We start from the raw sequence: 26,382 nt of genomic DNA on the forward strand, positions 1-26,382 counted from the left end.
ACATGATGATGCACAAGACCGGAACAAGGGCGGAATGGCTCAAGGCGCGGGTTGCGCTGCTCGAAGAGGAAAAGGCGCTGACGCGCCGCAGCGACGAGATCGCCGCCAAACGCCAGGAATTGCCCTGGGTGAAGATCGAAAAGGATTACCACTTGGAGACGGAAGCCGGCATCGTGCCGCTTTCGGCGCTCTTCAAGGGCCGTTCGCAGCTCTTGATCTACCATTTCATGTTCGGCCCTGATTACACCGCCGGTTGCCCATCCTGCTCGTCGATCGCCGACGGCTTCAATGGCATCACCGTGCATCTTGAAAACCACGATGTCGCCTTCAGCGCCATTTCTCGCGCGCCGCTCGCCAAGCTTCTCGCGTTCAAGAAGCGCATGGGCTGGAGCTTCGACTGGGCCTCGTCCGAGCGCAGCGATTTCAACCGAGACTTCAATGTCTGGTTCACGCCGGAGGAACAGCAGAGCGGCGGCATCGACTATAACTACCGCCGCGAGCCGCCGATCCCGGCCGTGCTGCAGAAGCAGGCCTCGCCGGGCCAACAGAGTCCAGCCGATCTCATGGCCTCGATGACCGGCACCGATCTCAACACCTTCACCCGCGAGCGCCCGGGCCTCAGCGCCTTTGTGATGAGGGACGGCGATATCTACCACACCTATTCTTCCTATGCCCGCGGGCTGGATGGCCTGTGGGGCATGTTCCAGTGGCTCGACCGCGCACCGCTCGGCCGCAATGAGGACGGCGTCTGGTGGCGTCATCACGACCGCTACGAGGCAGCCTGATGCGCATGTCAGCACCCATATCCGGGGCCGGCAATTCCGCCGGCTCCAGCCTGCCGTCCGGCATTGCGCGCAGTCTGTCCTTTGCGGCGGCGCCGACCTTTGGAGTCATGGCGGTGCTGTCGGCGAGCGGGCCGGCTGCCGATATGATCTGCTCCATGGGCGGGATGCCGATGGACGAGGCTTCGGTCTTCAGCGGCATGATGCCGATGTATCTGCTGATGACCCTGTTCCATGTCGGGCCGTGGCTCAGATTGATGAGCGGGGAGGGAGGCTTTCGCCGCTCGTGAGGAAATGAGGAGGCGACGGCATGCCGTGCGGCACCCCCTCTGGCCTGTCGGTCTACCGGGGTCGTGCCGGGGACCGGCTCGCCGCCGCTTTCGGACGGAGGAAAAACGCATATATCCGCGGCCTTCCCTATTTTTCGGCGGCCAGGGCCTGTCCGTCGGCTTCTTGCAAAAAAATGCTACCATAGGTCTTTCTTAACCCGATCGGTCTAACCTCGTTGATGCGCCGGTCATGTATTGCGTCCCGTCGCGAGGGCCCATGGAATCTGCCAATAATTTCGCCTTCCTGCTGCCGGTCATGATGCTGATTTTCGGCTGCACGTTCCTGATCGTTGGCCGGTTCGGGTCGCGGGAGGCGAAGCTCTGGGGACCGGGGTATCTCGTCAGCGCTGCCGCCTTTTCGATGCCGCTGATCGTGGGCTTCATCCCTGACCGTGCCGCCTCTCTGATCGCCGATCTCCTGTTTCTGATATCGTTCGTTTTCTATTCCGGCGCGTTGCTCTGCCGTTTCGGCCGGCCCTCCTCGCTGATGCCGCGCCTGGCCTTCATCGGGGCGATGTATGCGGGCATCCTCTATGCTGCGCTTGTGGCCGAGAGCGTTCCGATCGAATTCCTACTCGATGATCTCGGCTGCGTGCTCCTGCTCGCCTTTGCCATCGTCATGAGCCTGCGGCGTGTGCGTCATACGGCCGACAAGGCCTTGCTGACGGCATCGGCTCTGGTGGTCGCCGAGACCGTTATCCGCAACGCCGTTTTCGTCTTCATCGCGCCCTCCTATGGCGGGTCCGGCGGTTTTCTCGCCTCGAACTACGCCTTCGCCATGCAGGCCGGCGCTTCCATTCCGGCGCTGGTCTTTGCGCTGTCGGCGCTTGCGGCGGCCACGCTGGACACCATCGCCGCGCACCGCGATGCCGCCGAGCGCGATCCGCTGACCGGCTTGCTGAACCGGCGCGGCTTCGACCGCATGGTCGAAGAAAGCAGGGGCGCGGAAGGCACCGTCATCATCTGCGATATCGACAATTTCAAATGGGTGAACGACACGTTCGGCCATGGGCGCGGAGACGACGTGATCCGCGCCTTTGCCGAGATGCTGCGGCTGCGGCTGCCGGAAGGCGGTTTTGCGGCGCGTTTCGGCGGCGAGGAGTTCGTGATCTTCCTGCCGTCAGCGCCGCTTGTGGCAGGCGCCGATTTTGCCAACAGGGTGCGGCTTGCCTTTGCGGCCATCGACCGGAAAGCGATCGGCTTCGACGGCAAGGTCACTGCGAGCTTCGGCGTTGCCGCCGCGAACGCTGCCGATCATTCCCTCTACGAGCAGATCGCGCGTGCCGACAAGGCGCTCTATGCCGCCAAAGAGGCCGGGCGCAACAAGGTGATGGTTGAGGGCGAGCCGCCGCACGACATGTCGGGGCCGCGCCTCTATCACGCATCCGAACAACACGGCTAATGAGCGGATATCAGCTCATCGAGACTTGAATGACTGAGCCGCTGCTGCGATCGGTTTGGCTCTGCGGTCGGGGTTCGTTCGGGGCAATCTCAACGATTTCAATAGATTACAAATCGTCCATGTCGGAAAATTGCCGCAATTCGTACAGATTGCCGTCGCAATTGACTGAGACCCTGTCACCATCAGGTGATGCGGAGGTGAGCGGTCATGAGCCTGTCTTTTCCGACGATGGCGGCGATCCGGTTCGGTTATGGGTTGCGACCGGGCGAAAGTCCGCCGCAGACGAAGGATGATCTGATCGGACAGGTGACGCGCGGTGCCGGCATCGTGCCGAGCTTTCCCGTCGGCGGCATCGAGGCGCGGCATGCGCAGATCCTTGATCTGCAGGACCGGCTCAAGCAGTTCAGACAGGCCGATGGCGACGATATCGCCCGCCGGCAGCAGCGGCGCCTGCTGCAGCGCCGGGCGCAGATGCTCTTCCAGATGGACGCCAACACGCGGCTGTTACAGGCGGTTCTTTCGCCTGACGGTTTCAACGAGCGGCTTGCCACATTCTGGACCAATCATTTCTCCACCAGTGGCGCCAAGAGCCTGCCGATGCGGCTGATCGTGCCGCTTTACGAAGCCGAGGCAATCCGGCCCTATATGGGCGGGAAATTTTCGACCTTGCTGCGCAGCGCCACCGAGCATCCCTCCATGCTGATCTATCTCGATCAGGCGCAGTCGCTAGGACCGGATTCGCAGGGTGGTATGCGACGCAACAAGGGGCTCAACGAGAATCTCGGCCGTGAGCTTCTCGAACTGCATACGCTGGGCGCGGGCAGCGGCTATACGCAGGCGGATGTGCGCTCGGCGGCCATGGTGCTGACCGGACTAACCGTCGATCCGCAGGAAATGGAAACGGCTTTTCGCCCGCAGATCTCCGAGCCGGGCGAGCATGAAGTGCTGGGTGTCAGCTATGGCGGCGCAAAGCGCACGCGCAAGGATTACCTTGCCATGCTCGACGATCTCGCCGCCCATCCGAAGACGGCTCAGCATATCAGCCGCAAGCTTGCGGTGCATTTCATCTCGGACCAGCCGCCACAGGAGATGATCGAAGCGATGAGCGAGGCCTGGAAGAAGACGGATGGCGAACTCTCAGCCGTCTATCGCGCCATGCTTGATCATCCTGCCGCCTGGGCGAACGAGGGCGCAAAAGCGCGCCAGCCTTTCGACTTTATCGTCGCGGGCTTGCGGGCGCTGAACAGCGGCTCTGGTGCCGGCGATGTCGCGGCCTTCATGCAGGCCTATCAGGAAGATGATGCGACCGACGACGATGCGATGGCACAGGCCATGTCACCTGCCAAGGACATGCCGCAAAACAAGGATGCGGCGTCCGATGCCGATACGCAGGCGATGAAGGCGCCGCCTGGCCCGGATGACGAAGCGCGCATCAAGCGGCGCAAGGCGTTCCAGATGGCACGTGCTCTCGGGCAGGGCGCTCTTCGCCGCATGGGCCAGCCAACATGGCTGCCGCCGAGCCCGGCTGGTTTCGAGGAGAATTTTTCCGCCTGGATTACCGCCAGCCAGCTCTCCGAGCGGCTTGCCTGGGCGCGGCGCGCCAGCGCCCAGTTCGGCAAGGATGTCGATCCGCGCGAGTTCCTGAAGGCGACGCTCGCCGATGCCGCGCGCGACGAGACGATCCGCGTCGTCTCGCAGGCGCCGAACAAGATCAGCGGGTTAACGCTGGTTCTCGCGTCCCCGGAATTCAACCGTCGATAGAGCCTGTTTTCACGCAATTCCGGATGCAAAGCCGCTACTTTTGCTGGAATTACCTTAGGAGCCCGCCATGACAGAGTTTATGCTTTCGCGCCGCGGTTTTCTGGCATCGGCTTGCTGCCTTGCCGCGGCCCCCATTTTCACGCCGGTGACCTTCGCGGCCATGCCCGGCGACAACCGCTTCGTGACGATCGTACTGCGCGGCGCGATGGACGGACTCGATCTGGTGCAGCCCTATGGCGATGCCGGCTTTGCGGCCTTGCGGCCGACATTGTCGCTGACGCCGGATAAGGGGCTTCTCGATCTCGACGGGCATTTCGGGCTCAATCCGGCAGCGGCCGATTTGATGCCGCTCTGGAAGGCGACGGAGCTTGCCTTCGTCCATGCCGTCTCCACGCCGTACCGCGACCAGCGTAGCCATTTCGACGGGCAGGACATGCTGGAATCCGGCGGAGAGCATGTGGCCGAGGAAAAGACCGGCTGGCTCAACCGGGCGCTGGCCGTCATTCCGCGCTCGGATGCGAGGAAGGCGATCGACGTCAATACATCCACGGAGTTGATCCTGACCGGGCCGAACAATGTCGACGTCTGGGCTTCCGATTCCAATCTCGGGCCGGCCAAGGACGAGATGCAGTTCCTGATGCGGCTCTATGCCGGCGACCCGGCCTTTGCCAAGGCAATGGAGGAGGCGATCCGGGCCAATGGTGCCTCCATGATGGCCGAACCATCAGGTCAGCGCGGCGAGAAGATCACCGATGTCGCAGCCCTTGCCGGCAACATGCTGAAGGGCGATTACCGCATCGCCAGCTTCTCGATCACCGGCTGGGATACGCATGTCGGCCAGCTTAGCCAGTTCAAGCGGCCGGTACAGGATCTGGCGCAGGCGATCACGACGCTGAAGGCGACGATCGGGGCCGATCTGTGGTCGAAGACGGTGGTGCTGGCGATGACGGAATTCGGCCGTACGGTGCGCGAGAATGGCTCCGGTGGCACCGATCACGGCACAGGCGGCTGCGCGGTGCTGGCGGGTGGCGCCATCAACGGCGGGCGCATTCTCGGCAAGTGGCCGGGGCTCGGAGACGGGGCGCTGCTCGATGACCGCGACCTGATGCCAACGGCGGATGTGCGGGAACTGGCTGCGGCGATGCTCTACCGGCAGTTCGATGTATCGGCAGAGGATCTGACGGGGAAGATTTTTCCCGGAGTGAGCTTTGACAAGGGGTCGCAGTTTTTGCGGGCTTGAGGCACTGCCAACCTCTCAAATCGCATCGAGAAGCTGAATAACCGCCCGATCAACCCACCTCATCCTCAGTGCCGCCATTGACCTGCAGGCTGTTCAACATCGAGAGAATGCTCTGCCAGCTCTGATATCCTGAAGTCGGGTCGCTGGCGCGCCCCTGCGATTCGATCTGGTCCATCGCGCTGCTGGCGATGTCGAGGAAATCCTGCGAGGTGCTGTCATAGGCGGAGCTTTCGTCATTCGAAAGCGGCAGCAGTGTGCCGTCAGGGCCGATCTTGCCGAAGGGGCGGCCGGAGAGCTGCAGCTGCAGCACCTGCGCGAGGTCGAGATCGCCGGAATCGTAGAGGTCGATGGAGAGATCGCGCATTTCGGCCGGCGTCATATGGCTGAAATCGTAGGGACCGCGTTCTTCTTCGCCCGAGGTGTCCTCGCCGACCGGCTGGTCGAAATCGTCGAGGCTTGCGGCAAAGGCCGAGTCTGAAGTGACGCTTTTCTTCTGGGTCGAAAAGACGGAATAGCTCGCGGTGCTTCCATCGATGCGCATGGGCAGTCTCCTGATCGGGATCATCCTGATGAGCCGGACAATACTTGACCGTACTTGCGCGAAGCTGGTCGAGAGTGCTGCGTTGCAATAGAAAATGTGGTGCGTTGCCGGGTTTTGATGGAGCGATTTGTTGGGTAGGTCGCTAATCAGATGACTCCGCGGCCCGTCAAATCAAATCATAAAGCCTGAAAATCCAGGTGACCTGATAGATCAACCCCACCGTCACGAACACTGCATGAAACCGCCGATTCGCTGTCCATGCCGCCACGATACTCAGCGTGATAAACACTGCATTCCGCACCGGATATTCCCAGCCTAGCGCTGCCAGATATGCCTTGCCCTTCAAAAGCGTATCGAGAAAATCCACCACATAGGTCACGGCCAGCATGCCGAAGAACCAGCGGCGTCTCGAGATATAATATTCCTCGTAGCCGCCGTACTCCTCCAGCGTCGTCGGGAAGAGTAGGACACAGAGGAAGAAGAACAGGCAGCAGAAGCTGATGAGGAAGAGATAGACGCCGAAGGAGATGACGGCGAGCGACTGCAGGCGATATTCCCACCACCAGAAATGGATGATGAAGAGGAACATCGAGGCGACCCAGCCGAGATGCACCCAGTAGACCCTGAACTTGCCGGGCGACTGCACGATACCGCCGAGGCCGGTGAGCAGGCGGGCGAGCGAGAGGCCGATCACCATCGACATGACGGTGCGGATATAGATGTAAACCTCCGGTGTCGCCGCCTGCATGAGCTTACTCCTGCGGGACGACCTTCGGTTTGCCGTCTTCGTCCAGCGCCACCATGATGAAGGTGCCGCCGGTGACCTTTTCCTGCTCGTTATAGCGGGAGCGGTGTGCCCAGGCTTCGACGCGCAAGGTGATCGAGGTGCGGCCGACGCGCTCCACATGGGTGTAGATAGAGAGCGTATCGCCGATCTTGACCGGCAATTCGAAGGCCATTTCCTTTACTGCCGCCGTGACCACACGACCTCTGGCGCGCTCGGCGGCGCGGATGCCGCTCGCAAGGTCCATCTGCGCCATGACCCAGCCGCCGAAAATATCGCCGGCGGGATTGGCGTCTCCGGGCATGGCGAGTGTCCGCAGTGTGAGTTCGCCTGTCGGCTTGGCGGGGTCGGTCATCAAGGGCTCCTTATCTCGCCGGTGATTCATCAGGAATCACCGTAATGCAAAGGCCAAGCGGTGCGAAGGCCTGTAAAAGCCCCATTTTCATTGGCATTGTCGCGAGGCGGGGTGTCGGCCTCTCAAATTTTTTATCAGGTAAAATACGGTTTGAATTCAAATGTTTGATGCTGCTGTTGGCGCAGATCTCATCGTGCCTTACGTAGCGTTATTTCATCAACATCTAATCAAGTTTTACCGTCCGGTAAGCGGCTCATATCAGTATCTGATGATTGTCACATATGAGAGCCGCCGGAACCCATGCGCAACATCAGGATTTCAACCCGCCTCTACGGCCTCGTCGCCTTTGCACTCGCGGTGCTTACCGCGACCATGATCTTTTTCCTTAACTATTCCTATTCCGAGCTTGAAGCCGAGCGCAAAGCCGGCCTGGCGCAAATGGATGCGACGGCGCTTGCCATCTTCGACAAGTATTACAAGCTGGAGCAAGCGGGCACGATGACTCGCGAGCAGGCGCAGACGGCAGCCAAGGATGTGATCGCTTCCATGCGTTATGGCGGCGGCACCGGCTATTTCTGGATCAACGACATGCATCCGACCATGGTGATGCATCCGGTCAAGCCGGAGTTGAACGGCACGGACCTTAGCCAGAACAAGGACCCGAACGGCAAACACCTCTTTGTCGAATTCGTCAATACGGTGAAGGCGAGCGGGCAGGGCTTCGTCGATTATTACTGGCCGAAACCGGGCGCCGATCAGCCGGTTCTCAAATATTCGCATGTGGCGGGCTTTCAGCCCTGGGGCTGGATTGTCGGCACCGGTGTCTATGCCGACGACCTCGCCGCACTTTATCGCCAGAATGCGATCTGGGCCCTGGCTCTCTGTCTGCTCGGCGCCGTCGCGACGCTCTTGATCGCCTATGCGATCGTGCGCAGCGTTACCTCGCCGGTCGCCCGCCTGAAGGCGGCGATGACTGCGATTGCCGATGAGGATGCTTCAGTCGAAATCACGGATGCCGATCGGCGCGACGAGATCGGCCAGATGGCGAAATCGCTGATCGTGCTGCGCGACTCCGTTGCCGAGCGGGCGGAATTGCGGGTGCGCGAGGATGAGCGCCTGCGGGAGATCGAAAGCGAGCGGCGCGACAACGAGGCGAGCCTGCGCTCGTCCTCCGAACGCCAGACCGCGGCGATGCGGGCGCTCGGCGCCGGCCTGGAGCGGCTTGCTGCCGGCGACCTGACGGTTGCGATCGACGATATCGGCCAGGACTATGCGAAGCTTCGCAGCGATTTCAATGCGGCCGTCGATGCGTTGAACAGCGTCATCAATGCGATCGCAGAATCGAGCCATGTCGTCAATGACAGCGCCCGAGACATCAGCGAGGCCACCAACAATCTTTCCAAGCGCACGGAGCAGCAGGCTGCTGCACTGGAAGAAACGGCCGCCGCACTCGACGAGATCACCGCGACGGTGCGCACAGCCTCCGAACGCGCCAACGAGGCTCGCAGCATGGTGGCGGAGACGAAGACGAGCGCCGGTAAATCCGGCGAGATCGTCCGCAACGCCATCTCGGCCATGAGCCGCATCGAGGAAAGCTCGAGCCGCATCAACCAGATCATCGGCGTCATCGACGAGATCGCCTTCCAGACGAACCTGCTGGCGCTGAATGCCGGCGTGGAAGCGGCCCGTGCCGGCGAAGCGGGTCGCGGCTTTGCGGTCGTCGCGCAGGAAGTGCGTGAATTGGCGCAGCGTTCGGCCAATGCGGCGAAGGAGATCAAGGCGCTGATATCAAGCTCGGCCACAGAAGTCGAAGGCGGCGTGGCGCTGGTGCGCTCCACAGGTGATGCGCTGGTCGAGATCGAGGCGCTCGTCAACCGCGTCAACGCCCATGTCGACACCATCGCCACCGCGGCCCGCGAACAGGCAACCGGCCTGCATGAAATTAACACCTCGGTCAACCAGATGGACCAGATGACCCAGCAGAATGCCGCGATGGTCGAGGAGACCACGGCTGCGAGCCAAACACTGGCGGAAGAGAGCCAGCAGTTACGGACGCTGCTGTCGAAGTTCCGGCTCAGCGCCCAGGCCGAGCAGGGTGCGCGCTACGGCCGGGCTGCCTAAGGGGTTGATTGGTTGATATATGGGCCGCGGCAGACGATGCCGCGGCCCCTTCTTTTTGCGTTGGACTTTATCGGTTTCTGCTATTTCTGCCCTGCCGGCTTGCGTAGCGGTCGTCAGACGATGACCGCGGCTTTCAGCATCGGATGGTGACGGCCGCCACCAGTGTGGCCATAGACTGGTTGAGGTGCAGCAAGGTCCGGCAGGTGCTGGGATCTGCTGCCGGTTGAAACTGCCGAGTTCAACCAAGGAGATCGGGAGCTTTCGCGGGCGAAGATGCTGCGCGATTTCATGTATCAGGAGTCTCCTATTCAAGTAAAAGGAGAATATCGTTGCAAATATTTCGGTTATATGCAAAATTAAGTTGTACTTGAGGGGCGAAATATCCCAGGCAGCGATCGCTACCGGAATAGAAGCCAGTACATTTTTCCGCATCCACTGAGATCCGAGACCATCGTCACGGCTGCCTTGCTGTGGCCATTGTCCATTTCCGCAATTCGGCCCGGCGAGCGCGTGTTTGCCGGCAGCAGACATCTGCATTCAGCTCTACGCCCCGTGACCTCGCTGTCGACGTGCATACGAAAACACGGTTTTCGCCATCGCATTTCAATTTGTAACCGAGGGAGGCCCGAAATGGCTCTGAGTAAGCATGGTTCGCCCGTAAGGGGCATGGAGAATGTCGCGCAGTCCAGCGTCCGCGACCAACGGTTCGGGCGCATGTTCCGCAACCTGCCGTCCGCCGCCTATACCGAGGATGCGCTGACCGATCTCGCCAAGACGATGTTTCAGGGGGAATTCGCAGACAAGATCGAGGCAAATAAGCCTGTCGACGTGGCACTCAACGAGAGAGAGCCTGAGGATGAGAACCCGACCATTCCAGCCGGCTTCACCTATTTCGGCCAGTTTCTCGATCACGACATCACCTTCGATCCCGCATCCTCGCTCGATCGTTTCAACGACCCCAATGCGCTGCAGGATTTCCGTACGCCGCGTCTCGACCTGGATTCGGTCTATGGGTCCGGTCCGGCGGACCAGCCCTTTCTTTATGAACCGGACGAATTGCATCTGTTGGTCGGCGACGACAAGGATTTCGACCAAGGGCGCAAGAAGCGCCCCGACCTGCCGCGAAACACGGCGAAGATCCGCCGTGCGCTCCTCGGCGACAAGCGCAATGATGAGAATGTGATCGTCTCGCAGCTCCACACGACTTTCCTGCGATTTCACAACAAGGTCGTCGATACGCTCGGCACCCGTGATTTCGAGCTCTGTCAGCAGACGGTGCGTTGGCATTATCAGTGGATCGTGCTGCACGACTTCCTGCCACGCATCGTCGGCAAAGACACCTATAAGCGCGTCATTGTCGGCAGGGGCGAAAAGCCCGTGATCCGCTTCTACAATCCGCAGGGGCGCTACGCTTTCATTCCGGTGGAGTTTTCGGTCGCCGCGTATCGCTACGGCCATTCGATGGTGCGCCCCAGCTACTCGCTAAACAGGATCGTGGTGGCGCCCGATCCCGTGCAGCAGCCGTTCAATGGCAAGCAGGCAACGTTCCATCGCATCCCGATTTTCTCGCTGATGAACGTCGCGGACCATCCTAGGGCGAATTTGAACGGTTTCCGCGAATTGCCTGGATTCTGGGCGATCGACTGGTCCTTCTTCTTCGAAGGGATTACGCCTGATGGCCCGGCGCCTGCTGGGGCCGTATTGCCGCAGCCTTCCTACAAGATCGATACGCTGCTGGTCGATCCGCTGACGAGCCTGCCCGACCACCAACAGGAGCCGATCAAGATCCGTAGGGCGCTAGCTGCTCTGAACCTTTTGCGCGGCTGGCGTCTCGGTCTGCCTTCGGGGCAGGCGGTCGCGCGCCATATGGAAATGGAGGCGTTGTCAGACGAAGAGCTTTTCGACAGCGAGGATGCCGATGTGAGGGCCGCCCGCGGCCACGTGCTGAGGCAGCACCCCGGCATCTTCCAGGACAATGCACCGCTCTGGTTCTACATCCTTCGCGAAGCAGAAATAGCGGCGGATAGCCGGCATCTCGGGCCAGTCGGCGGCACGATCGTTGCCGAAGTTATCGCCGGCCTCATCCGCGAGGATCGGCATTCCTTCTTGGCGCAATGGCCGAAATGGCGGCCGACCCTGCCGGGCAGGGAGGCAGGCCATTTTACCATGGCCGACATGATCAATTTCACGAACCGCTAGGCTCTTTGCGACACTGGCGAAACGCAACCTAAGGCCGCTCCAGCGGCCTTTTTCCGTCGGTAACGGTGCAGGCTGCACACGTAAAGCTTTCATTCACCGTTTTTAATTAAATTTGAATCGAGGTTTTCCGATCACAGGCCGCATGCGGAAGCGATAAGTATGGCGTTCCTTCCCCTTCTCCAGCGTACCGCCCTGCCAGTCCTGCTTTCTGCGGCTTTGACGACCTGTTCGATCAGCGATGGGTTGGTGCCGCCTGAAAATGTCGATAGCAGCACACGCGTCAGCTCCATTGCGCCGGCGCGGGGCGGGGCCGTGCGTATGGCGCCTGTTCAGAGCCAGCAGCCTTATCCTGTCGCCAGCGCCCCTGTCGGCAATACGCAGGGGCAGATCGATTATCTCAATACGCCGAACCTTGCCGGATCTGGACCGCGGCAATCAGCGCCCATGGCCACGCCGCAACCGGGGCAGCAAGTCGCCTCGAACGGCAATTGGGGCGGCGTGAAGCCTCTCGCGATTCCTCAAGGCGGCGTCAACATGGATGCGGAACTCGGCGCCGAGCCGGGCAACGAGCCGGTCGTCGGGCTGGCGCAGGACGAGCAGCAGCAGATCGCCGAGGGCGATGCAACGCAGCCGGTCGTCGATGGCATCGGCACCGATAATCCCAGACAGCTCAATCAGCGGTCCATGCCGCAGCCGATCGCAGCCAGCCAGATGAGCAGGGCACCGATGCGCGCAGCCGGAAATCAAGCCCAAACCTGGAGCGACGGCAGCCCGGTTGTCGCGCCGACGCGCGTGCCGGAAGAGGATGAGCCGGAACAGGTTGCCATGCTCAGGCCGAACAATCCCATGATGAGCGAGCCGGCCGCTCCCATCAATCCTGGCGTCATGCCAGCCTCGGAACTTGCCTGCCGGCGCGAGCTGAAGCGCATGGGCGTGATCTTCGAAGACCGCCCGCCGATCTCCAACGGGCCGGCCTGCCAAGTGCCTTATCCGGTGTCGCTCAAGGGGCTTTCGGGCAATATCGGCGTCCAGCCGGCGGTGATCCTGAACTGCCAGGTGACGCTGGCTTTCGCCAAATGGGTGAAGAACGAGCTCGCGCCGTCTGCCCGCTTCCGCTACTGGACCGGCATCCAGACCATCGAGCCGCTTGGCGGCTATTCCTGCCGGCGGATGAATAACAGCCGTCAGAGATACAATCCGATGTCCGAACATGCAAAAGGCAACGCCATCGACGTCGGCAAGTTCGTGCTCAAGAACGGCCACGAAATTGACGTGCGCAAGAAGGGGCTATTTTCATTCCGGGAAGGGCGCTTGTTGAAAGCCGTGCGGAGCGACAGCTGCAATTATTTCACGACCGTGCTCGGCCCCGGCTACAACCCGGAGCACTGGAACCACTTTCATTTCGATCTGATGTCGCGCAGAAGCGGAAAGACGGTGTGCAAGTAGCTGCAGCAGGAGGACTGCTAGGTCACTTCGATGATGCGAGCGGTAGGAAGGACAGATCGCGCCATCCCCCAAGCGTGAGTGGTATATCGAGCTGCCCCACATGACCGGCATTTTTCTCCTGCTCATCGGCTTTCCAGGCACCGGCAAGCTCACCATTGCCAAGCGGTTGAGCCCGGTGTTTTCGGCAAAGATCATCGACAATCATTGGGTGAACAATCCCGTGCTCGGCGTTCTTGACCATGATCTGACGAAGCCGTTGCCGAAGGAGATTTGGGAGCAGACGGGCAAGGTGAGGCAGGCGGTTCTGGATACGATCGTCGCTTTCAGCGCGCCGTCGGCCAATTTCATCTTCACTCATGTCGGCATTCAAGGCGATGAGCGCAGTCATCGGACCTTCCGGCAGATTGCCAATGCCGCGGAGCAGCGCGGGTCGCTGCTGATACCGGTGCGATTGCTTTGCGAGGCGGAGGAACTGGCGAGGCGAGTGGCGATGCCGGAGCGGCGCGAGCGGCTGAAGTCCGTCAATTCCGAGGCTTCGCGAGAGCGCAGCCGGAGGCTGCAGGTGCTCGATCCCGGGCACGCCAATGCGCTCGACCTCGATGTTACTCTGCTTTCGGCGAAGGAGAGTGCCGAAGTCATCCATAGGCACGTGCAGGATCTCTTGCGCCTGCAGCGCACCTGAAGGCGCAGGCCTAACGTTTCAGTCAACGGCCCTTCCGGAATGCCGGCTGGAAACCTGGATCGGGTTCTGGCAGGCGTCTTTCGCATTGGCGTAGACATAGCCGTCCGCCTTATGCATTGGCCGAATGTCAGGCCGTTTCGCGCGCTTTGAGCGCAGAAGGTTTCGACATCCTCGACATCGAAGACCAGCTTGACGATTCCCTGGCCGCACCCTGTTCGACGCCGGCACCGGCACCGGCGCCTGCGGCGCATTTGCCATGGGCGTTCTGCCGGAAGAGACCGTTTTCGTCTGTCTTGCCAGAGAATGATTGAATATCCTGACCTTTCGCCGGAAACCATTGGCGCAGTGGGCAGTTAGTGAGGCTTGACCTGATCACAGGATCAGGCGATTGCGGGGATGGATGGAGATCGCCGATCTCGGGCTCCTGGCGGGAAAGCATCTGCTCATTGTCGAAAGCGGTGACATGGTCGCCGACGCGGTGCGGCTTGCGCTGGAACAGGCCGGGGCTGTTATCGTCGGGCCTGCATCGTCGGTCGAAATCAGTCTGGCGCTGCTCGATATCGCCAGGATCGACGGCGCCGTTTTGGATATTCGCATCGAGGGCGACACGGTGTTTCCGCTCGCCGAGCGGCTGCAGGACGCCAAAATACCCTTTGTTTTTGCGATATCTCATGCCGGTGCGGGTCTCCCCCCAGGATATGGCGGCTACCAACTGAGCGAGAGCCCTACCGTCCTCGTCGAGATCGCCAAGGCGCTTTTTGCGTCGCGCGAAAACGGCGCTTGACGCCGGCCTTACAGGTATCGGCAGCATGGATACCGTACGGTACCGTACCAAAATGCCCGTTCATGGAACGAAGAGAAGACTGCCCCCTTTTTCTCTGAGCAGCCGAAGCGCTCGATATCCGGGGCTCAACTCAAGAGCCCTCCATATGAAAGCTACGACGTTGGCCCGAAAGCAGAACCGTTTTTCGGAGGGCTAGATGCGTCGCAATTCCAGCTAAGGCGCGCAGCGTCTCGCGTTCGGAATCGCGTAAAACAGGAGATTGAGCATTTGCGCAATTCAAGGAAAAGCGGAAATGCTCCAGGGAGCTGGGACATGAAACATTCCCGTGAAATTCTACAAGAGGAAGTGGTCGCACTCATTCCGGCGCTCAGGGCATTCGCCCGTACCTTTTACCGGTCGTCCGCGGATGCGGACGATCTCGTGCAGGAAACTCTCGTCAGGGCGCTGGGCAATATCGAGCAATTCAAACAGGGTACGAAGATGAAATCCTGGCTGTTCACGATTATGCGCAATGCCTTCTGTACGCGCTTCCGCCTCAGGCAACGTGAGACGCTCGGTTCGGAAGAATGCGCCTCGTCGCAGGGCAGCGTGCCGGCCGATCAGGAATGGCATCTGCGCGGCCATGAGCTGGAAGCTGCCTGCGGGCACCTGCCTGAGCCTTACCGCGCCGCCTTCGCTTTCGTGCTCGTGGACGGCCGCTCTTATGAGGAAGCGGCAGATCATTTCCATTGCCCGATCGGCACCATCAAGAGCCGGGTAAACCGGGCCAGGCAGCGCATCGCGCATGACATCGGCTACTTTCAGTGAGCTGGCTTATCGCCCTACTGGCGCTGACCAAATAGTGGCTACAGCAAAAGTCTAATGCCTGGCTTCAAAGAATTGGAGCATCCTCTGTGGATCCGAGTGGACGCGCGGCGCTCTAAATAGCTTCCGGCTGTTTGAGTTCGCCGATCAGCCGGCGATATTCCTGTTCGGGGCGGCCGTAGGAATCACCTGCAAATTTTTCGAGGCCCGTCCGGTCGCGGACGATGACCATGCTGCGTTCCGACCAGATAAGCCGCCTGCCTTCCAGTTCATGCAGCGCGTTGGTGATGCTGGCGCGCCTGACCGACAGCATGAGGGCCAGGAACTCGTGTGTCAGACCGATACGGTCGCCGTCGATGCGGTCGTGGCACATCAGGATCCAGCGCGCCAGCCGTGGCTCGATGGGATAATTGGCATTGGCAAGCGAGGTGAAGGCTGCCTGGACGATGAACGTCTGGACATAGCGGTTCAGGAGCCCACGCAGCGACGGCACGGCCAATAGCGCCTCCTGCAGCGGCTCCGTGGCGACGCGCCAACCATGCCCCTCCACCTGCATGAAAATGTCGAAAGTTGCGTGCGTGCCGTCGAGGATCGGCGCTAGCGGCACGACGCCTTCGCGCCCGACAATGCCGACCTCGCTCGATCGTTCGGTCGCCGATCTCGCGATAATCGAGGCGATGCCTTCCTCGATGAAGTAGCAATATTTCACTTGATGGCCCGAAGTCGACAGCGCAAATCCCCGCGGCAGAACGAGCGGCTCCAGGTGAGGGGCGAGGTGCCGTTTCGCCTCCTCGTCCATCCTTGCGAGCAATACATTGTCGCCGGCCGTATTGAGCGCCTTGTCCATAATCATCCTCTTTGTCGGTCTCCAGACCCGGGTCGACAGCTGAAGTTCCCAGCTATAGTCGATTTTGCGGGTGCCTTTGGCGGCAACCGCGATCCTGTTCAGCCTCCGCGCTCCTGCGGCTTATGGCTCGTCACCAAATGGTGATCCCGCGTGAGATATTCAGAGCGATTTTGCGGGAACTTTATCCTCGCCGGCGCGTTCGGCGGGCCGAAACGATCCATCCAGGCCACGGCGCTATTTACATGTCAGATTGGACCATACCTTTGCACATCCGGCTTCCGGGCCAGGAGAGCCCCATTACCGTGCGTGGCACGGGCCACGCGGCAGCGCTTCTCGCCGAAAAGTGGCCGGTCACCTATGGTCTGGCCTTCGAGAATGCGCTGGCCTCCTTTGCGGCCGTCTCGGAGGGCGAGCTTCAGGCTGACGAGGCGCGGGAAGCCTTTATCGACGCGGCGGATGCCGCCGGCGTCCGCTGGTCGAGCGAAGGGGAATACTGATATCGCCGTCGCAGTTTCCGTGGGCGCAAACCAAGGCCGGCTCGCTGAGAGCGCATGTTCATGCAGGCTCTCCTCCGTGACAATGGGATCGACAGGGGATTCGCCTAGGAAGGGACCGATGGGTCCCCCTGCCGTCCTGGCGGGCGACCACTCGGGACGAGCGCCGTCTTCAGGTTGGAGCTAACCGAGAAGGGACACAAAAGTTCCAAACGCGTATGTTTTTCTACAGAGGGTGGCTGCGTGAACGCTTTCAGGCCTGAGGCCGGGGTATGGGTCCCGGCTTTGAGGAAAATTTTTGCATTCTGCATTTTCTGTGGAACTCTCTCTCCCTTCGTGCGTTTGGCAGCATCTTCAAGAAGGCGATCGGGAGGAAATGATGCAACCGAATATCAGAACGGATGCGCCTGACCGCTGGATTGGTGCGGTGGAGCTTGCGATCGTGCAGAAGGCCTTCGACAGGCTTTGCGCCGAGCGGGGGCTGTCGCGCGACTGCAAGGAAGCGCGCGAACTCGCTCGTATGACAATCGACCTTTACCGGCAGGGCGCCGACAGCGAATACAAGCTGCACACCATGCTGTCAGGTTCCGATTTCAAGACACCGGCCCTGTGAGGGGTGCATGGGCAATATCGTAACATTTCCGCGCCGAAATCTGCGGCCGTCACGACCATCCTATGTCGGCTCGGCAAGGCAGGTGGAAGGGCGGATCGCCATCCTGGAGACGATCGCGAAAATCACCGTCCGCGACAGCGCCTTTACGCCTTATGAACAGGCAGCCCTGCTGGCGAAGCTGAGGACAGCCATTCGGGCTGAGTGCGTTGCCCACAAGCTGTCGGCGGAGGAGCAGTTCGAAACGATGCGCTATGCCGAGCGGCTTCTCGACGATATCCTCGAGAGCCTCAACGACTGACCCTTTCACTTCTTCTTGTTCCGTAGCCCGCTTCCATACCCTATGCCGCAGTTGCGGGGCGCCATCTGGTCGTGCGAACATGAGGCCATGCTGATCCGACCTGCCAGAGCGGAAGACCGCGGCGCCATCTGGGCGATCCTGGAACCTGTCATCCGGGCGGGTGAGACTTATACGCTCGACCGCGACATGAGCGAGGCCGATGCGCTCGACTACTGGCTCGGTTCCGACAAGGAAACCTTCGTCGCCGATGACGGCGGCAGCATCATCGGCACCTATTATATCAAGGCCAATCAGGCGGGCGGCGGCAATCACGTCTGCAATTGCGGCTATATGACCGCTTGGCAAGCGGCGGGGCAGGGCGTGGCGCGCACCCTGCACCAGCACTCGCTTGGCCATGCGCGCCGGCGCGGTTTCCGGGCCATGCAGTTCAATTTCGTCGTCAGTTCAAACGAGCGGGCGGTGCGGCTGTGGCAGTCGCTCGATTTTCAGGTGGTCGGCCGGCTTCCGGGGGCGTTTCGGCATCCGACCCTTGGGTTCGTCGATGCGCTCGTGATGTACAGGGATCTTTGAGCGCGGGACCCCTTTCTCATGTCAACGGAATTGATCATGGTGCTGCGCTTCCTGGTGCCGGCTTGCTACCGCTTGGCGTTCAGTTCAGGCGGGAATGCCGTAGACCGGTATCTCGCCGCTGAGCCCCCGTAGAAAAGCGGTTGTGCCGTGCAGGCTGCGGCCGAGCGCGGCGAGCAACGTGCGCGCCTCCTCATCCTCGACCACTGGTGTCGTTGCAAAGATCATGTCCGGGGTGGCGATCGTCTGCAGGCGCGAGGCAACATTGACCGTCTGGCCGAAATAATCCTGCCGCTCGTTCATCAGCACGGCAAGGCAGGGGCCGCTATGGAGGCCGACCTTCAGGAACAGGTCGTCGCGGCTGTCGCGCCGGTTGAGTTCGTCGATCACCTTGCGGATATCAAGTGCGGCGGCCACGCCCTGCGCCGGAGTCGGGAAGGTTGCCATGATCGCATCGCCGATCGTCTTGACCACCGCGCCGCCATGGGCGGAAACGACCTGATACATGAGCTGGAAATGCGAGCGCACCAGATCGAAAGCGGCAAGGTCGCCGATCCGCTCGTAGAGTTCGGTCGATCCCTTCAGGTCGGTGAACAGGAAGGGTCAGGCTGGTGATCCTGAAGCGCTGGTTGAGATCGAGAACATTGGTGCGATAAATATCCCGGAAGGTCTGGTGCGTCAGTAGTCGCTTTGCGGTCAGGACAGGCACGCGCCGCGTCAGGATCGCTTCCAGCGCTTCGCTGGCGATCCAGAGGATCGGTATGATTCTGCGGTTGGTCCGGTTTTCCAGATCGAGCGTCAGAAGACCCGGTGCCACCCGCAGCGCTTCACCCGCCTGGTGCGCATCGTCGAGCTCGATCGACAGGCGCTGGCCTTCGGCCGGTTCGCCGCTCACTTCCAGGAAACGCGAGCTGTGCGTCACGGGATCGAAGAGAATGACGACACCCTCGCTCATCTGAACCTGCCGGCTCATGCGCGCACCCGGCACAATCTCGAACGCGTCGAGAACAACCTCGCTGACGATGGGCGCAAGATGCTCGGGCAGATCGCTGCCCGAACTCCAGAAGATCTGGCGCGTATAGTCCCAGAGCGGCAGGCTGTCGGGATCGTGGGCGGCGATGTGGCGGATGCGCGGGTCGACCGTGAAGGTGATCTCCACGGTTTCGTCGAGCGTCGGTTCGCAATCCAGCGAACAGAAGGAACAATTATAGTGATGCTGGTCAATGCCCTGCAGCGATTCCGCCTGATAAAGCACGCCGCCGCAGCTTTGGCAGACGACGTTCCAGGAGAGTTCGAAGAGGCCGAGCTGGGTGGCATGCAGAAAGGCGGCGATGCTCTCCTGTTCGCCGAGCCCGTTCGTCCGCGCAAAGGCCAGCGGATTGACGCGGTTCAGGCCGAAATCCGGCGCGTCTTCGATCAGATGCGCCATTGCGGTAGCAACGGTTTCGTCGACATGCTGGCGCACGGCCATGACGCGGTTGGCTATATCTGGCATCGCTCATCCATCGGGTAGAGGCCTGAAAAACAGGGCCGAAAGGAGCAAGAATAGGGCGGCAACGGCAGGCAGGCGAGCCGTTTATTTTTTCGCCTTATGTAACCTTTCGCGCGCCGGAGCGAAACAGGTGATCGAACCGTGCAGGAGACCACTTACTGTATCGGCTCTCGTCTGCTGGCAAAAAGAAAGCCGGCACAGGGCCGGCTTAGACGAACGCGGCTAAACAGGGGATACTGGCCGGTTCCTGGCATTTCGTGACTGACAATAAATTTCACACCAATGCCGAGGTCAGCAGAAAAGGCGTAACGAGATCGCCGAGAGGGCGGCTCCGCAAAGGAGTGGGCGGCGGGCGGAGGCCGGTGCTGTCCTCGGATGTGTTTATGAGGGACGAACATCACCGATTGATGACATCGGCAAGGACGAGAATGATTTTCTTTTCATCGACCGATCAGGCATTCGATGCCCAACATTGTCGCCGGATAGGCTGATGGCATGAATTCTGTGTTCATCCCCCTCGGGATGTCAAAGTTTCGCAAAGGGGCTATATAGCGGCGAAATTCGACCTGATATCCGCGAAGAGCCCGATGGCACCGATCATTTCCGTTAGAAATCTCACGAAAACCTATTCAAATGGCTTCCAGGCGCTGAAGGGCATCAACCTCGAAATCGAGCGCGGTGAAATCCTGGCGCTGCTCGGGCCGAACGGGGCGGGCAAGACGACGCTGATTTCCATCATCTGCGGCATCGCCAATCCGAGCGGCGGCTCCGTCACCGTCGACGGGCATGACGTGGTGAAGGATTTCCGCGCCACGCGCACGCTGATCGGGCTGGTGCCGCAGGAACTGACCACCGACCAGTTCGAGACGGTGTGGAATACGGTCAGCTTTTCGCGCGGGCTGCACGGCAAGAAGGCCAATCCCGCCCATATCGAGAAGGTGCTGCGCGACCTGTCGCTCTGGGACAAGAAGGACAATACGCTGCGCCAGCTCTCGGGCGGCATGAAGCGGCGCGTGCTGATCGCCAAGGCCCTGTCGCACGAGCCTTCCATCCTCTTCCTCGACGAGCCGACGGCCGGCGTCGACGTAACGCTGCGCAAGGACATGTGGCATGTCGTCGAGCGGCTGCGCGCCGAAGGCGTGACCATCATCCTGACGACGCATTACATCGAAGAGGCCGAGGAGATCGCCGACCGCGTCGGCGTCATCAATGGCGGCGAGCTGCTGCTCGTCGAAGACAAGGAGGCGCTGATGGCCAAGCTCGGCCGCAAGCAGCTGATCCTCGAGCTCAACGAGCCCTTGGACGAGTTGCCCGACTGTTTTAAAGGCAACGGCCTGTCGGTCGAGGCCGAGGGTAACAGGCTCGTCTACGAGTTCGACACGCGCAATGAGCATGAAAGCGTTGCATCGCTTCTCACACGGCTCGGGGAAAACAACATCAATTTCCGGGATCTTTCGACGCGGCAGAGCTCGCTCGAAGATATTTTCGTATCGCTTGTGGGAGCCGCAAGATGAACTTCGAGGCGATCAAGTCGATCTATTATTTCGAGATGGCGCGCACGCGGCGCACGCTCCTGCAGAGCGTCGTTTCACCCGTCATCTCCACCTCACTCTATTTCATCGTCTTCGGCGCTGCCGTCGGCTCGCGTATCCAGGAGGTGGAGGGCATCTCCTACGGCGCCTTCATCACACCCGGCCTTATCATGCTGACGCTGCTCGGCCAGTGCATCGGCAATGGCTCCTTCGGCATCTATTTCCCGAAATTCACCGGCACGATCTATGAGATCCTATCGGCACCAGTCGCCATGACGGAAATCCTGATCGGTTATGTCGGGGCGGCGGCCACCAAGGGGCTGATCATCGGCACCATCATCCTTTTGACCGCCAATCTCTTCGTCGATGTTCGCATCGAGCATCCCTTCATGATGGTGCTCTTCTTCCTGCTGACGGCAATCAGCTTCAGCCTGTTCGGCTTCATGATCGGCATCTGGGCGACGAATTTCGAGCAGCTCAACCTCATCCCCATGCTCGTCGTGCCGCCGCTGACCTTCCTTGGCGGCAGCTTCTACTCGATCAACATGCTGCCGCCCTTCTGGCAGGCCGTCAGTCATTTCAACCCGGTGCTCTACCTCGTCAGCGGTTTTCGCTGGAGCTTTTTCGGCATTGCCGACGTCAATCCGCTGGTCAGCCTCGGCATGATCTCGCTGTTTCTGGTGATTTGCCTGACGACCCTCGGTTGGATATTCAAGACGGGCTACAGGCTGCGCAACTAACGGATAGAGGCGATGAAAGCTTTTCTGCAAATGGCGAGAACGCTGCTCAGCGATCTGGCTTCGAGCTTCCTCTTCCTTATCCTTTATGCGTTGACCAGCAATGCCGTTCTCGCGGCCTGTCTCGGCATGGCGCTCGGTCTCGTCCAGATCGGCGTTCAACTCGTCCGCAAGAGACCGGTCGATGCCATGGAGTGGCTAAGCCTGTTCCTCGTCATCGCATCCGGTACGGCGACGGTTCTGACGACCGATCCGCGTTTCGTGCTGTTCAAGCCGAGTGTGATCTACACGATCGTCGGCGTGGTGATGCTGCGGCCGGGCTGGATGAACCGTTATCTGCCCGCGATTGCCAAGGCCACAGCCGCCGATGTCGCCACCTATGTAGGCCTTGCCTGGGCGGCTCTGATGTTCATCTCTGCAGGGCTCAACGCCTACCTTGCGCTGAATGCCGATCTCGCGACCTGGGCGACAGTCATGACGATCTTTGGAATCGCCACCAAGGTTGCGCTGTCGATTGCGGGATTTGCGGTGATCCGAGCGACAGCCAGGCGCAGGATCCGTTCCATGCCGGCTGCAGAGCGTGAAGCGTTGATCGCGGCAACGGGTTGGCAGAATCCAGCCACAAAGTCGGTACAATCCGCTTAGACGTCACAAATATCGTTCACATTTTGTTCGCAGCTGCTAGTGTGGCTTCGCTGTCATTGGCGGAGGAGGAGAGTCGTGGCGGAGCAACGGGCGCAGTTCGAGCGGCTGAAGGCGCTGCATCGCAGGGATGAGGCATTCGTCATCCCGAACCCCTGGGATGCCGGTTCGGCGCGGATACTGGCGAGCCTAGGATTCGAGGCCTTGGCGACGACCAGCGCCGGTTATGCCTTTTCGAAAGGCAAACGGGACTCTTTTGCAAGCCTGACGCGCCACGAGATACTCGACAACGCCGCCGAGATCGTCAACGCCACCGATCTTCCCGTGTCGGCCGATCTCGAAGACGGGTTCGGCCCGGAACCCGAAACCTGCGCCGAAACGGTCCAGCTCGCCTCAGCGGTCGGGCTGGTCGGCGGATCGATCGAAGATGCTACCGGCGATCCGGCACGGCCGATCTATGATCTTTCGCAGGCGGTCGAGCGCGTTCAGGCGGCGGCGGAAGCGGCGCGGAAACTGCCCTTCCTTTTGACGGCGAGGGCGGAGAATTTTCTCTGGGAACGGCCGGATCTCGATGACACGATCAGGCGGCTGCAGGCCTTCTCGGCGGCCGGCGCCGATGTGCTCTACGCGCCCGGCCTGCCAGATCTCGACGCCATCCGAACCGTGTGCGCCGCCGTCGACAAGCCGGTCAATGTAGTGATGGGGCTGAAAGGGCCTCGTTACAGCGTTGCCGAACTCTCGGCCGCCGGCGTGCGCCGCGTGAGCGTGGGCGGATCCTTTGCGCGCGCAGCACTTGGGGCGCTGATGCGGGCGGCCGAGGAGGTGAAATCGTCGGGCACCTTTACCTACGCCGCCGATGCGATCCCGGCAGTAACGCTGGGCCAGCTCATGTCACAGGAGAAGCGCGGCGACCGGCAGTAGCCGCTTTTCGAAGGTTTGCTCGTCAGCCTTTCTTCTTGCGCTGCCCCTTGCCAGGCCGAGGGCGGAAATCGACGAGCAGGGATTTCAGTTCGAGTTCGCGCACGCGCCGGGCCGCTTCGTCGGGGCTGACCCAGGCCAGCATGCGCTGGCCCAGTTCACGGAATTCGTCTTTCGTATCCTCAACCTCGATCTGAAAGATATCGACGATGCAGGGAACAACGTCGCCGTCATCCAGTTCCTTGAGATAGGTATAGCGGCCGATCGGCTGCTTGCTGACGGTGCCGCGCACGCCGGCTTCCTCCCAGGCCTCGATCGCGGCTGCCTCGTGCGGCTTCTTCTTTTTCATCGGCCAGCCCTTGGGAATGATCCAGCGGCCGCTGTCGCGCGTCGTGACGACGAGAACTTCGAGGTCGGCGTGGTCGGTTTCGGGACTGCCTTTCCTGTAGCGAAAGCAGAGAGCGCCATATTGCTGGCGAAAGGCGCCGGAGAAGAGCTTCTCCGGTCGTTCGGCAAGCTGCTTCAACAGGGGCCTTGATGATCCGGCGCGGGATTTTGCGCCTTTTTTGCTGGATTTCATGACCTCAAGCATTGCCAATTTTTACTTTTTCGAGCAATTGCCTGCGACGCTTTATGACAGATTTATGACAGTCTTCCATGACCGTCGTCCGCGTAAGGGAAGGATCGCCTGAGATGATGAGCGTGTTTCGCAAGATGATGCCGCGGGAGGACCGCTTCTTTGAGATGTTCTGCAGGCATGCGAAAACCGTCGTGGAAGCCGCCGACGCGATGGAGAAACTCCTGAGAGGCGAGGCGGTCGAGGAGAATTGCGACCGCATCGTCGCACTGGAGGACGAGGCCGACCAGATCACCCGTGAAGTGCTGCTTGCCATCCGCCGCAGCTTCATCACGCCCTTCGACCGCGGCGACATAAAGGACCTGATCCAGTCCATGGACGACGCGATCGACATGATGCACAAGACCGTGAAGATCATCCGCCTCTTCGAGCAATCGAGCTTCGATCCGCTGATGCAGGAAATGGGCGGCGAGATCGTCAAGGCGGCGGGCCTGATGCAGAAGGCCATCGGGCTGCTCGACAAGATCGGCGCCAATGCGTCGCGGCTCTCGACCATCGCCGAAGAGATCACGCGGGTGGAAGGTCGAGCCGACGAGCTGCATGACGAAGGGCTGAAGGAGCTCTATCGCCGGCATGGCGCCAGCGGCAATGCCATGGCCTATATGATCGGCAGCGAGATCTACTCCAACCTGGAAAAGATCGTCGACCGGTTCGAGGACGTGGCCAATGAAATCAGCGGCGTCGTCATCGAGAACGTCTGATGGAAGCCTCTCTCTCCCTTCCGCTGCTGATCGGTCTCGTCGGCGTGGCGCTGTTCTTCGATTTCCTCAACGGGCTGCATGACGCGGCAAACTCGATTGCGACGATCGTCTCCACTCGCGTTCTCCGGCCGCATTACGCCGTCGGCTGGGCAGCCTTCTTCAATTTCATCGCCTTCCTGTTCTTCGGCCTGCATGTCGCCGAAACGCTCGGAACCGGCATCATCGATCCCTCTATCGTTTCCCCGCAGGTGATCTTTGCGGCACTGATGGGAGCGATCGTCTGGAACATCGTCACCTGGCTGTTCGGCATTCCCTCGTCGTCGTCGCATGCGCTGGTCGGCGGGCTTGTCGGGGCGGGATGGGCAAAGGTCGGCTTCAGCTCCATCGTCTGGGGCGGTCTGTTGAAGACAGTCGGCGCCATCGTCATGTCGCCGGCGATCGGCTTCCTGCTCGCGCTGTTTTTCGTCCTCGTCGTGTCCTGGCTCTTCGTGCGCCAGACACCCTTTGCAGTCGACCGCACTTTCCGCTTCATGCAGTTCATTTCGGCCTCGCTCTATTCGCTCGGCCATGGCGGCAACGATGCGCAGAAGACCATGGGCATCATCGCCGTTCTTCTCTTCAGCCAGGGCCATCTCGGCCCGAGCTTCCATGTGCCGCTCTGGGTGGTCATCTCCTGCCAGTCGGCCATGGCGCTCGGCACCCTCTTCGGCGGCTGGCGGATCGTTCACACGATGGGCTCGAAGATCACCCGGCTCAATCCGATGCAGGGCTTTTGCGCGGAAACCGGCGGGGCGCTGACGCTGTTCGGAGCGACGTGGCTTGGCATTCCCGTGTCGACGACGCATACGATCACCGGCGCAATCATCGGCGTCGGCGCTGCGCGCCGTCTTTCGGCCGTCCGCTGGGGCATTGCCGGCAATATCGTGATTGCCTGGGTCGTCACCATGCCGGCCGCCGCTGCCATCGCCGCCGCGTGCTATGGGATTGCGAGCCTGTTTGCCTGAGGGCAGGGGCCGTTCGATGCGCCGGTAGTTAATTTTCAAGGCGCTATTTTCGATCATCCGTTGCGCTCTATTTCCCATGCAAGGAAAGGGCGACAACGAGCGGACAATGGATCCATCTGACGATCTGCCTGAGTCGAATGCGAAAATGCCGGCAGGCCAAAGCAGCCGCAAGGTCGACCAAAGCGGCGCCATCTGCTGTCGGGTCGAGAAGGGCGGAAGGGTCAGCGTTCTGCTCGTCACCAGCCGGGATAGCGGACGATGGGTGATCCCGAAGGGCTATCTGCAGAAAAAGGAAAAGCCTTATCGCTGCGCCCAGCGGGAAGCGCTTGAGGAAGCGGGCGTTATCGGCAAGGTCAGGAAGAGGCCGCTCGGCTACTACACCTACCTCAAGGATAACGAGACGCCGCTCACGGTTTCGGTCCATCTGCTTCGGTTCAAAGAAGAGGGCGATCAATTTCCGGAGCGCACCCAGAGGCAGAAGATCTGGATTGCGCCAGCCGAAGCGGCGGAGCTCGTCGAGGAACCCGAGTTGCAGGCGCTCTTCCGGTCTGTCGACACGGACAATCCCCTGTCATCCCAGGATCGGCTTAAGCCGCGCCGGATCGCCGGCCGGCGGTCTGTGGCCGACGTGGCGGTATCGCTCGCCACTCTGCCAACCTCGCGGTGACCG

Annotated in this window: 27 protein-coding genes and 2 pseudogenes; 22 read left to right on the forward strand and 7 right to left on the reverse strand. The window is 60.8% G+C overall.

The annotated features are described in order from the left end of the window. Positions 1-2 precede the first annotated feature (2 nt). The 5 genes from FHX15_RS10095 to FHX15_RS10115 all read left to right on the forward strand — a co-directional run bounded on the left by FHX15_RS10095 (position 3) and on the right by FHX15_RS10115 (position 5,514). Positions 3-785: a DUF899 domain-containing protein gene (locus FHX15_RS10095; RefSeq protein WP_184396276.1), complete on the forward strand. Its 783-nt coding sequence runs from the start codon at positions 3-5 to the stop codon at positions 783-785. Continuing rightward, positions 785-1,072 carry a hypothetical protein gene (locus FHX15_RS10100; RefSeq protein ID WP_246778914.1) on the forward strand — a complete coding sequence of 96 codons (288 nt, stop codon included), beginning with the start codon at positions 785-787 and terminating at the stop codon, positions 1,070-1,072. Before FHX15_RS10095 ends, FHX15_RS10100 begins: the two co-directional genes overlap by 1 nt. A gap of 256 nt (positions 1,073-1,328) precedes the next feature. Beyond that, the gene (locus FHX15_RS10105) at positions 1,329-2,513 is read left to right on the forward strand and encodes a GGDEF domain-containing protein (RefSeq protein ID WP_184396279.1); all 1,185 of its coding nucleotides are present in this window, start codon (positions 1,329-1,331) and stop codon (positions 2,511-2,513) included. A gap of 207 nt (positions 2,514-2,720) precedes the next feature. Continuing rightward, a complete protein-coding gene (locus tag FHX15_RS10110) occupies positions 2,721-4,274 on the forward strand; it encodes a DUF1800 family protein (RefSeq protein ID WP_184396281.1) in 1,554 nt (517 codons plus the stop codon). A 67-nt stretch (positions 4,275-4,341) separates the two neighbouring features. Then, entirely contained in the window at positions 4,342-5,514 is a 1,173-nt protein-coding gene (locus FHX15_RS10115) for a DUF1501 domain-containing protein (protein ID WP_184396284.1), read from the forward strand. Between the two features lie 49 nt (positions 5,515-5,563). Here the strand turns inward: FHX15_RS10115 and FHX15_RS10120 are convergent, their stop codons facing one another. From FHX15_RS10120 to FHX15_RS10130, 3 genes are all read right to left on the reverse strand, one after another. After that, the gene (locus FHX15_RS10120; RefSeq protein ID WP_184396286.1) at positions 5,564-6,055 is read right to left on the reverse strand and encodes a hypothetical protein; all 492 of its coding nucleotides are present in this window, start codon (positions 6,053-6,055) and stop codon (positions 5,564-5,566) included. Between the two features lie 166 nt (positions 6,056-6,221). Next, complete coding sequence (locus FHX15_RS10125) at positions 6,222-6,803, reverse strand: hypothetical protein (RefSeq protein ID WP_184396289.1); 582 nt, start codon at positions 6,801-6,803, stop codon at positions 6,222-6,224. A 4-nt stretch (positions 6,804-6,807) separates the two neighbouring features. Then, positions 6,808-7,194 (reverse strand): acyl-CoA thioesterase, encoded by a 387-nt coding sequence (locus tag FHX15_RS10130; protein WP_184396292.1) that lies wholly within the window; start codon positions 7,192-7,194, stop codon positions 6,808-6,810. Positions 7,195-7,494: 300 nt separating this feature from the next. On the opposite strand from FHX15_RS10130, the gene FHX15_RS10135 reads away from it, so the two are divergent. The 4 genes from FHX15_RS10135 (at position 7,495) to FHX15_RS10150 (ending at position 13,642) form a co-directional block, all read left to right on the forward strand. Beyond that, a complete protein-coding gene (locus FHX15_RS10135; protein WP_184396295.1) occupies positions 7,495-9,315 on the forward strand; it encodes a methyl-accepting chemotaxis protein in 1,821 nt (606 codons plus the stop codon). Between the two features lie 630 nt (positions 9,316-9,945). Next, a complete protein-coding gene (locus FHX15_RS10140) occupies positions 9,946-11,514 on the forward strand; it encodes a peroxidase family protein (RefSeq protein WP_246778915.1) in 1,569 nt (522 codons plus the stop codon). A gap of 159 nt (positions 11,515-11,673) precedes the next feature. After that, on the forward strand, positions 11,674-12,960 hold the full coding sequence (locus FHX15_RS10145) for an extensin family protein (RefSeq protein ID WP_184396298.1): 1,287 nt from the start codon (positions 11,674-11,676) through the stop codon (positions 12,958-12,960). Positions 12,961-13,060: 100 nt separating this feature from the next. Continuing rightward, the gene (locus FHX15_RS10150) at positions 13,061-13,642 is read left to right on the forward strand and encodes an AAA family ATPase (protein WP_184396301.1); all 582 of its coding nucleotides are present in this window, start codon (positions 13,061-13,063) and stop codon (positions 13,640-13,642) included. A gap of 22 nt (positions 13,643-13,664) precedes the next feature. On the opposite strand, the pseudogene FHX15_RS30940 reads toward FHX15_RS10150, so the two are convergent. Continuing rightward, positions 13,665-13,848, reverse strand: a pseudogene (locus tag FHX15_RS30940) (VOC family protein); the annotation flags it as partial. A gap of 182 nt (positions 13,849-14,030) precedes the next feature. Between FHX15_RS30940 and FHX15_RS10155 the strand changes: the two are divergent. Both FHX15_RS10155 and FHX15_RS10160 read left to right on the forward strand, forming a co-directional pair. Then, positions 14,031-14,426, forward strand: a complete 396-nt coding sequence (locus tag FHX15_RS10155) for a response regulator (protein ID WP_246778916.1) — start codon at positions 14,031-14,033, stop codon at positions 14,424-14,426. Positions 14,427-14,738: 312 nt separating this feature from the next. Further along, positions 14,739-15,233, forward strand: coding sequence for a sigma-70 family RNA polymerase sigma factor (locus FHX15_RS10160; RefSeq protein WP_184396304.1), 495 nt, complete (start codon positions 14,739-14,741; stop codon positions 15,231-15,233). 112 nt (positions 15,234-15,345) lie between these two features. Here FHX15_RS10160 and FHX15_RS10165 read toward each other — a convergent pair whose 3' ends face one another. After that, positions 15,346-16,077: a Crp/Fnr family transcriptional regulator gene (locus FHX15_RS10165; RefSeq protein WP_184396307.1), complete on the reverse strand. Its 732-nt coding sequence runs from the start codon at positions 16,075-16,077 to the stop codon at positions 15,346-15,348. A 242-nt stretch (positions 16,078-16,319) separates the two neighbouring features. Between FHX15_RS10165 and FHX15_RS10170 the strand changes: the two genes are divergently transcribed. The 4 genes from FHX15_RS10170 to FHX15_RS10185 all read left to right on the forward strand — a co-directional run bounded on the left by FHX15_RS10170 (position 16,320) and on the right by FHX15_RS10185 (position 18,052). Beyond that, complete coding sequence (locus tag FHX15_RS10170; protein ID WP_184396310.1) at positions 16,320-16,574, forward strand: DUF982 domain-containing protein; 255 nt, start codon at positions 16,320-16,322, stop codon at positions 16,572-16,574. Positions 16,575-16,947: 373 nt separating this feature from the next. Continuing rightward, the gene (locus tag FHX15_RS10175) at positions 16,948-17,184 is read left to right on the forward strand and encodes a hypothetical protein (protein ID WP_184396313.1); all 237 of its coding nucleotides are present in this window, start codon (positions 16,948-16,950) and stop codon (positions 17,182-17,184) included. Between the two features lie 7 nt (positions 17,185-17,191). Further along, positions 17,192-17,482: a hypothetical protein gene (locus tag FHX15_RS10180; RefSeq protein ID WP_184396317.1), complete on the forward strand. Its 291-nt coding sequence runs from the start codon at positions 17,192-17,194 to the stop codon at positions 17,480-17,482. An 87-nt stretch (positions 17,483-17,569) separates the two neighbouring features. Continuing rightward, positions 17,570-18,052: a GNAT family N-acetyltransferase gene (locus FHX15_RS10185; protein WP_184396320.1), complete on the forward strand. Its 483-nt coding sequence runs from the start codon at positions 17,570-17,572 to the stop codon at positions 18,050-18,052. Between the two features lie 84 nt (positions 18,053-18,136). On the opposite strand, the pseudogene FHX15_RS31750 reads toward FHX15_RS10185, so the two are convergent. Continuing rightward, positions 18,137-19,544: pseudogene (locus FHX15_RS31750) on the reverse strand (DUF5939 domain-containing protein). A 584-nt stretch (positions 19,545-20,128) separates the two neighbouring features. On the opposite strand from FHX15_RS31750, the gene FHX15_RS10195 reads away from it, so the two are divergent. The 4 genes from FHX15_RS10195 (at position 20,129) to FHX15_RS10210 (ending at position 23,373) form a co-directional block, all read left to right on the forward strand. Further along, positions 20,129-21,055, forward strand: a complete 927-nt coding sequence (locus tag FHX15_RS10195) for an ABC transporter ATP-binding protein (protein WP_184396322.1) — start codon at positions 20,129-20,131, stop codon at positions 21,053-21,055. Then, complete coding sequence (locus FHX15_RS10200) at positions 21,052-21,813, forward strand: ABC transporter permease (RefSeq protein ID WP_184396324.1); 762 nt, start codon at positions 21,052-21,054, stop codon at positions 21,811-21,813. Before FHX15_RS10195 ends, FHX15_RS10200 begins: the two co-directional genes overlap by 4 nt. A gap of 12 nt (positions 21,814-21,825) precedes the next feature. Beyond that, positions 21,826-22,455, forward strand: a complete 630-nt coding sequence (locus tag FHX15_RS10205; protein WP_184396326.1) for an inner membrane-spanning protein YciB — start codon at positions 21,826-21,828, stop codon at positions 22,453-22,455. A gap of 75 nt (positions 22,456-22,530) precedes the next feature. Then, the gene (locus tag FHX15_RS10210) at positions 22,531-23,373 is read left to right on the forward strand and encodes an oxaloacetate decarboxylase (protein WP_184396329.1); all 843 of its coding nucleotides are present in this window, start codon (positions 22,531-22,533) and stop codon (positions 23,371-23,373) included. A 22-nt stretch (positions 23,374-23,395) separates the two neighbouring features. On the opposite strand, the gene FHX15_RS10215 is transcribed toward FHX15_RS10210, so the two are convergent. Further along, positions 23,396-23,950: an NUDIX hydrolase gene (locus tag FHX15_RS10215; protein WP_184396331.1), complete on the reverse strand. Its 555-nt coding sequence runs from the start codon at positions 23,948-23,950 to the stop codon at positions 23,396-23,398. A 113-nt stretch (positions 23,951-24,063) separates the two neighbouring features. Between FHX15_RS10215 and FHX15_RS10220 the strand changes: the two genes are divergently transcribed. The 3 genes from FHX15_RS10220 (at position 24,064) to FHX15_RS10230 (ending at position 26,379) form a co-directional block, all read left to right on the forward strand. Further along, positions 24,064-24,708 (forward strand): DUF47 domain-containing protein, encoded by a 645-nt coding sequence (locus FHX15_RS10220; RefSeq protein ID WP_184396333.1) that lies wholly within the window; start codon positions 24,064-24,066, stop codon positions 24,706-24,708. Beyond that, entirely contained in the window at positions 24,708-25,712 is a 1,005-nt protein-coding gene (locus FHX15_RS10225; RefSeq protein WP_184396336.1) for an inorganic phosphate transporter, read from the forward strand. Before FHX15_RS10220 ends, FHX15_RS10225 begins: the two co-directional genes overlap by 1 nt. Positions 25,713-25,818: 106 nt before the next feature. Further along, positions 25,819-26,379 (forward strand): NUDIX hydrolase, encoded by a 561-nt coding sequence (locus FHX15_RS10230; RefSeq protein ID WP_184396338.1) that lies wholly within the window; start codon positions 25,819-25,821, stop codon positions 26,377-26,379. Positions 26,380-26,382 lie beyond the last annotated feature (3 nt).

The sequence above is a fragment of the Rhizobium sp. BK650 genome (genome assembly GCF_014195325.1).
Lineage (GTDB): Bacteria > Pseudomonadota > Alphaproteobacteria > Rhizobiales > Rhizobiaceae > Rhizobium.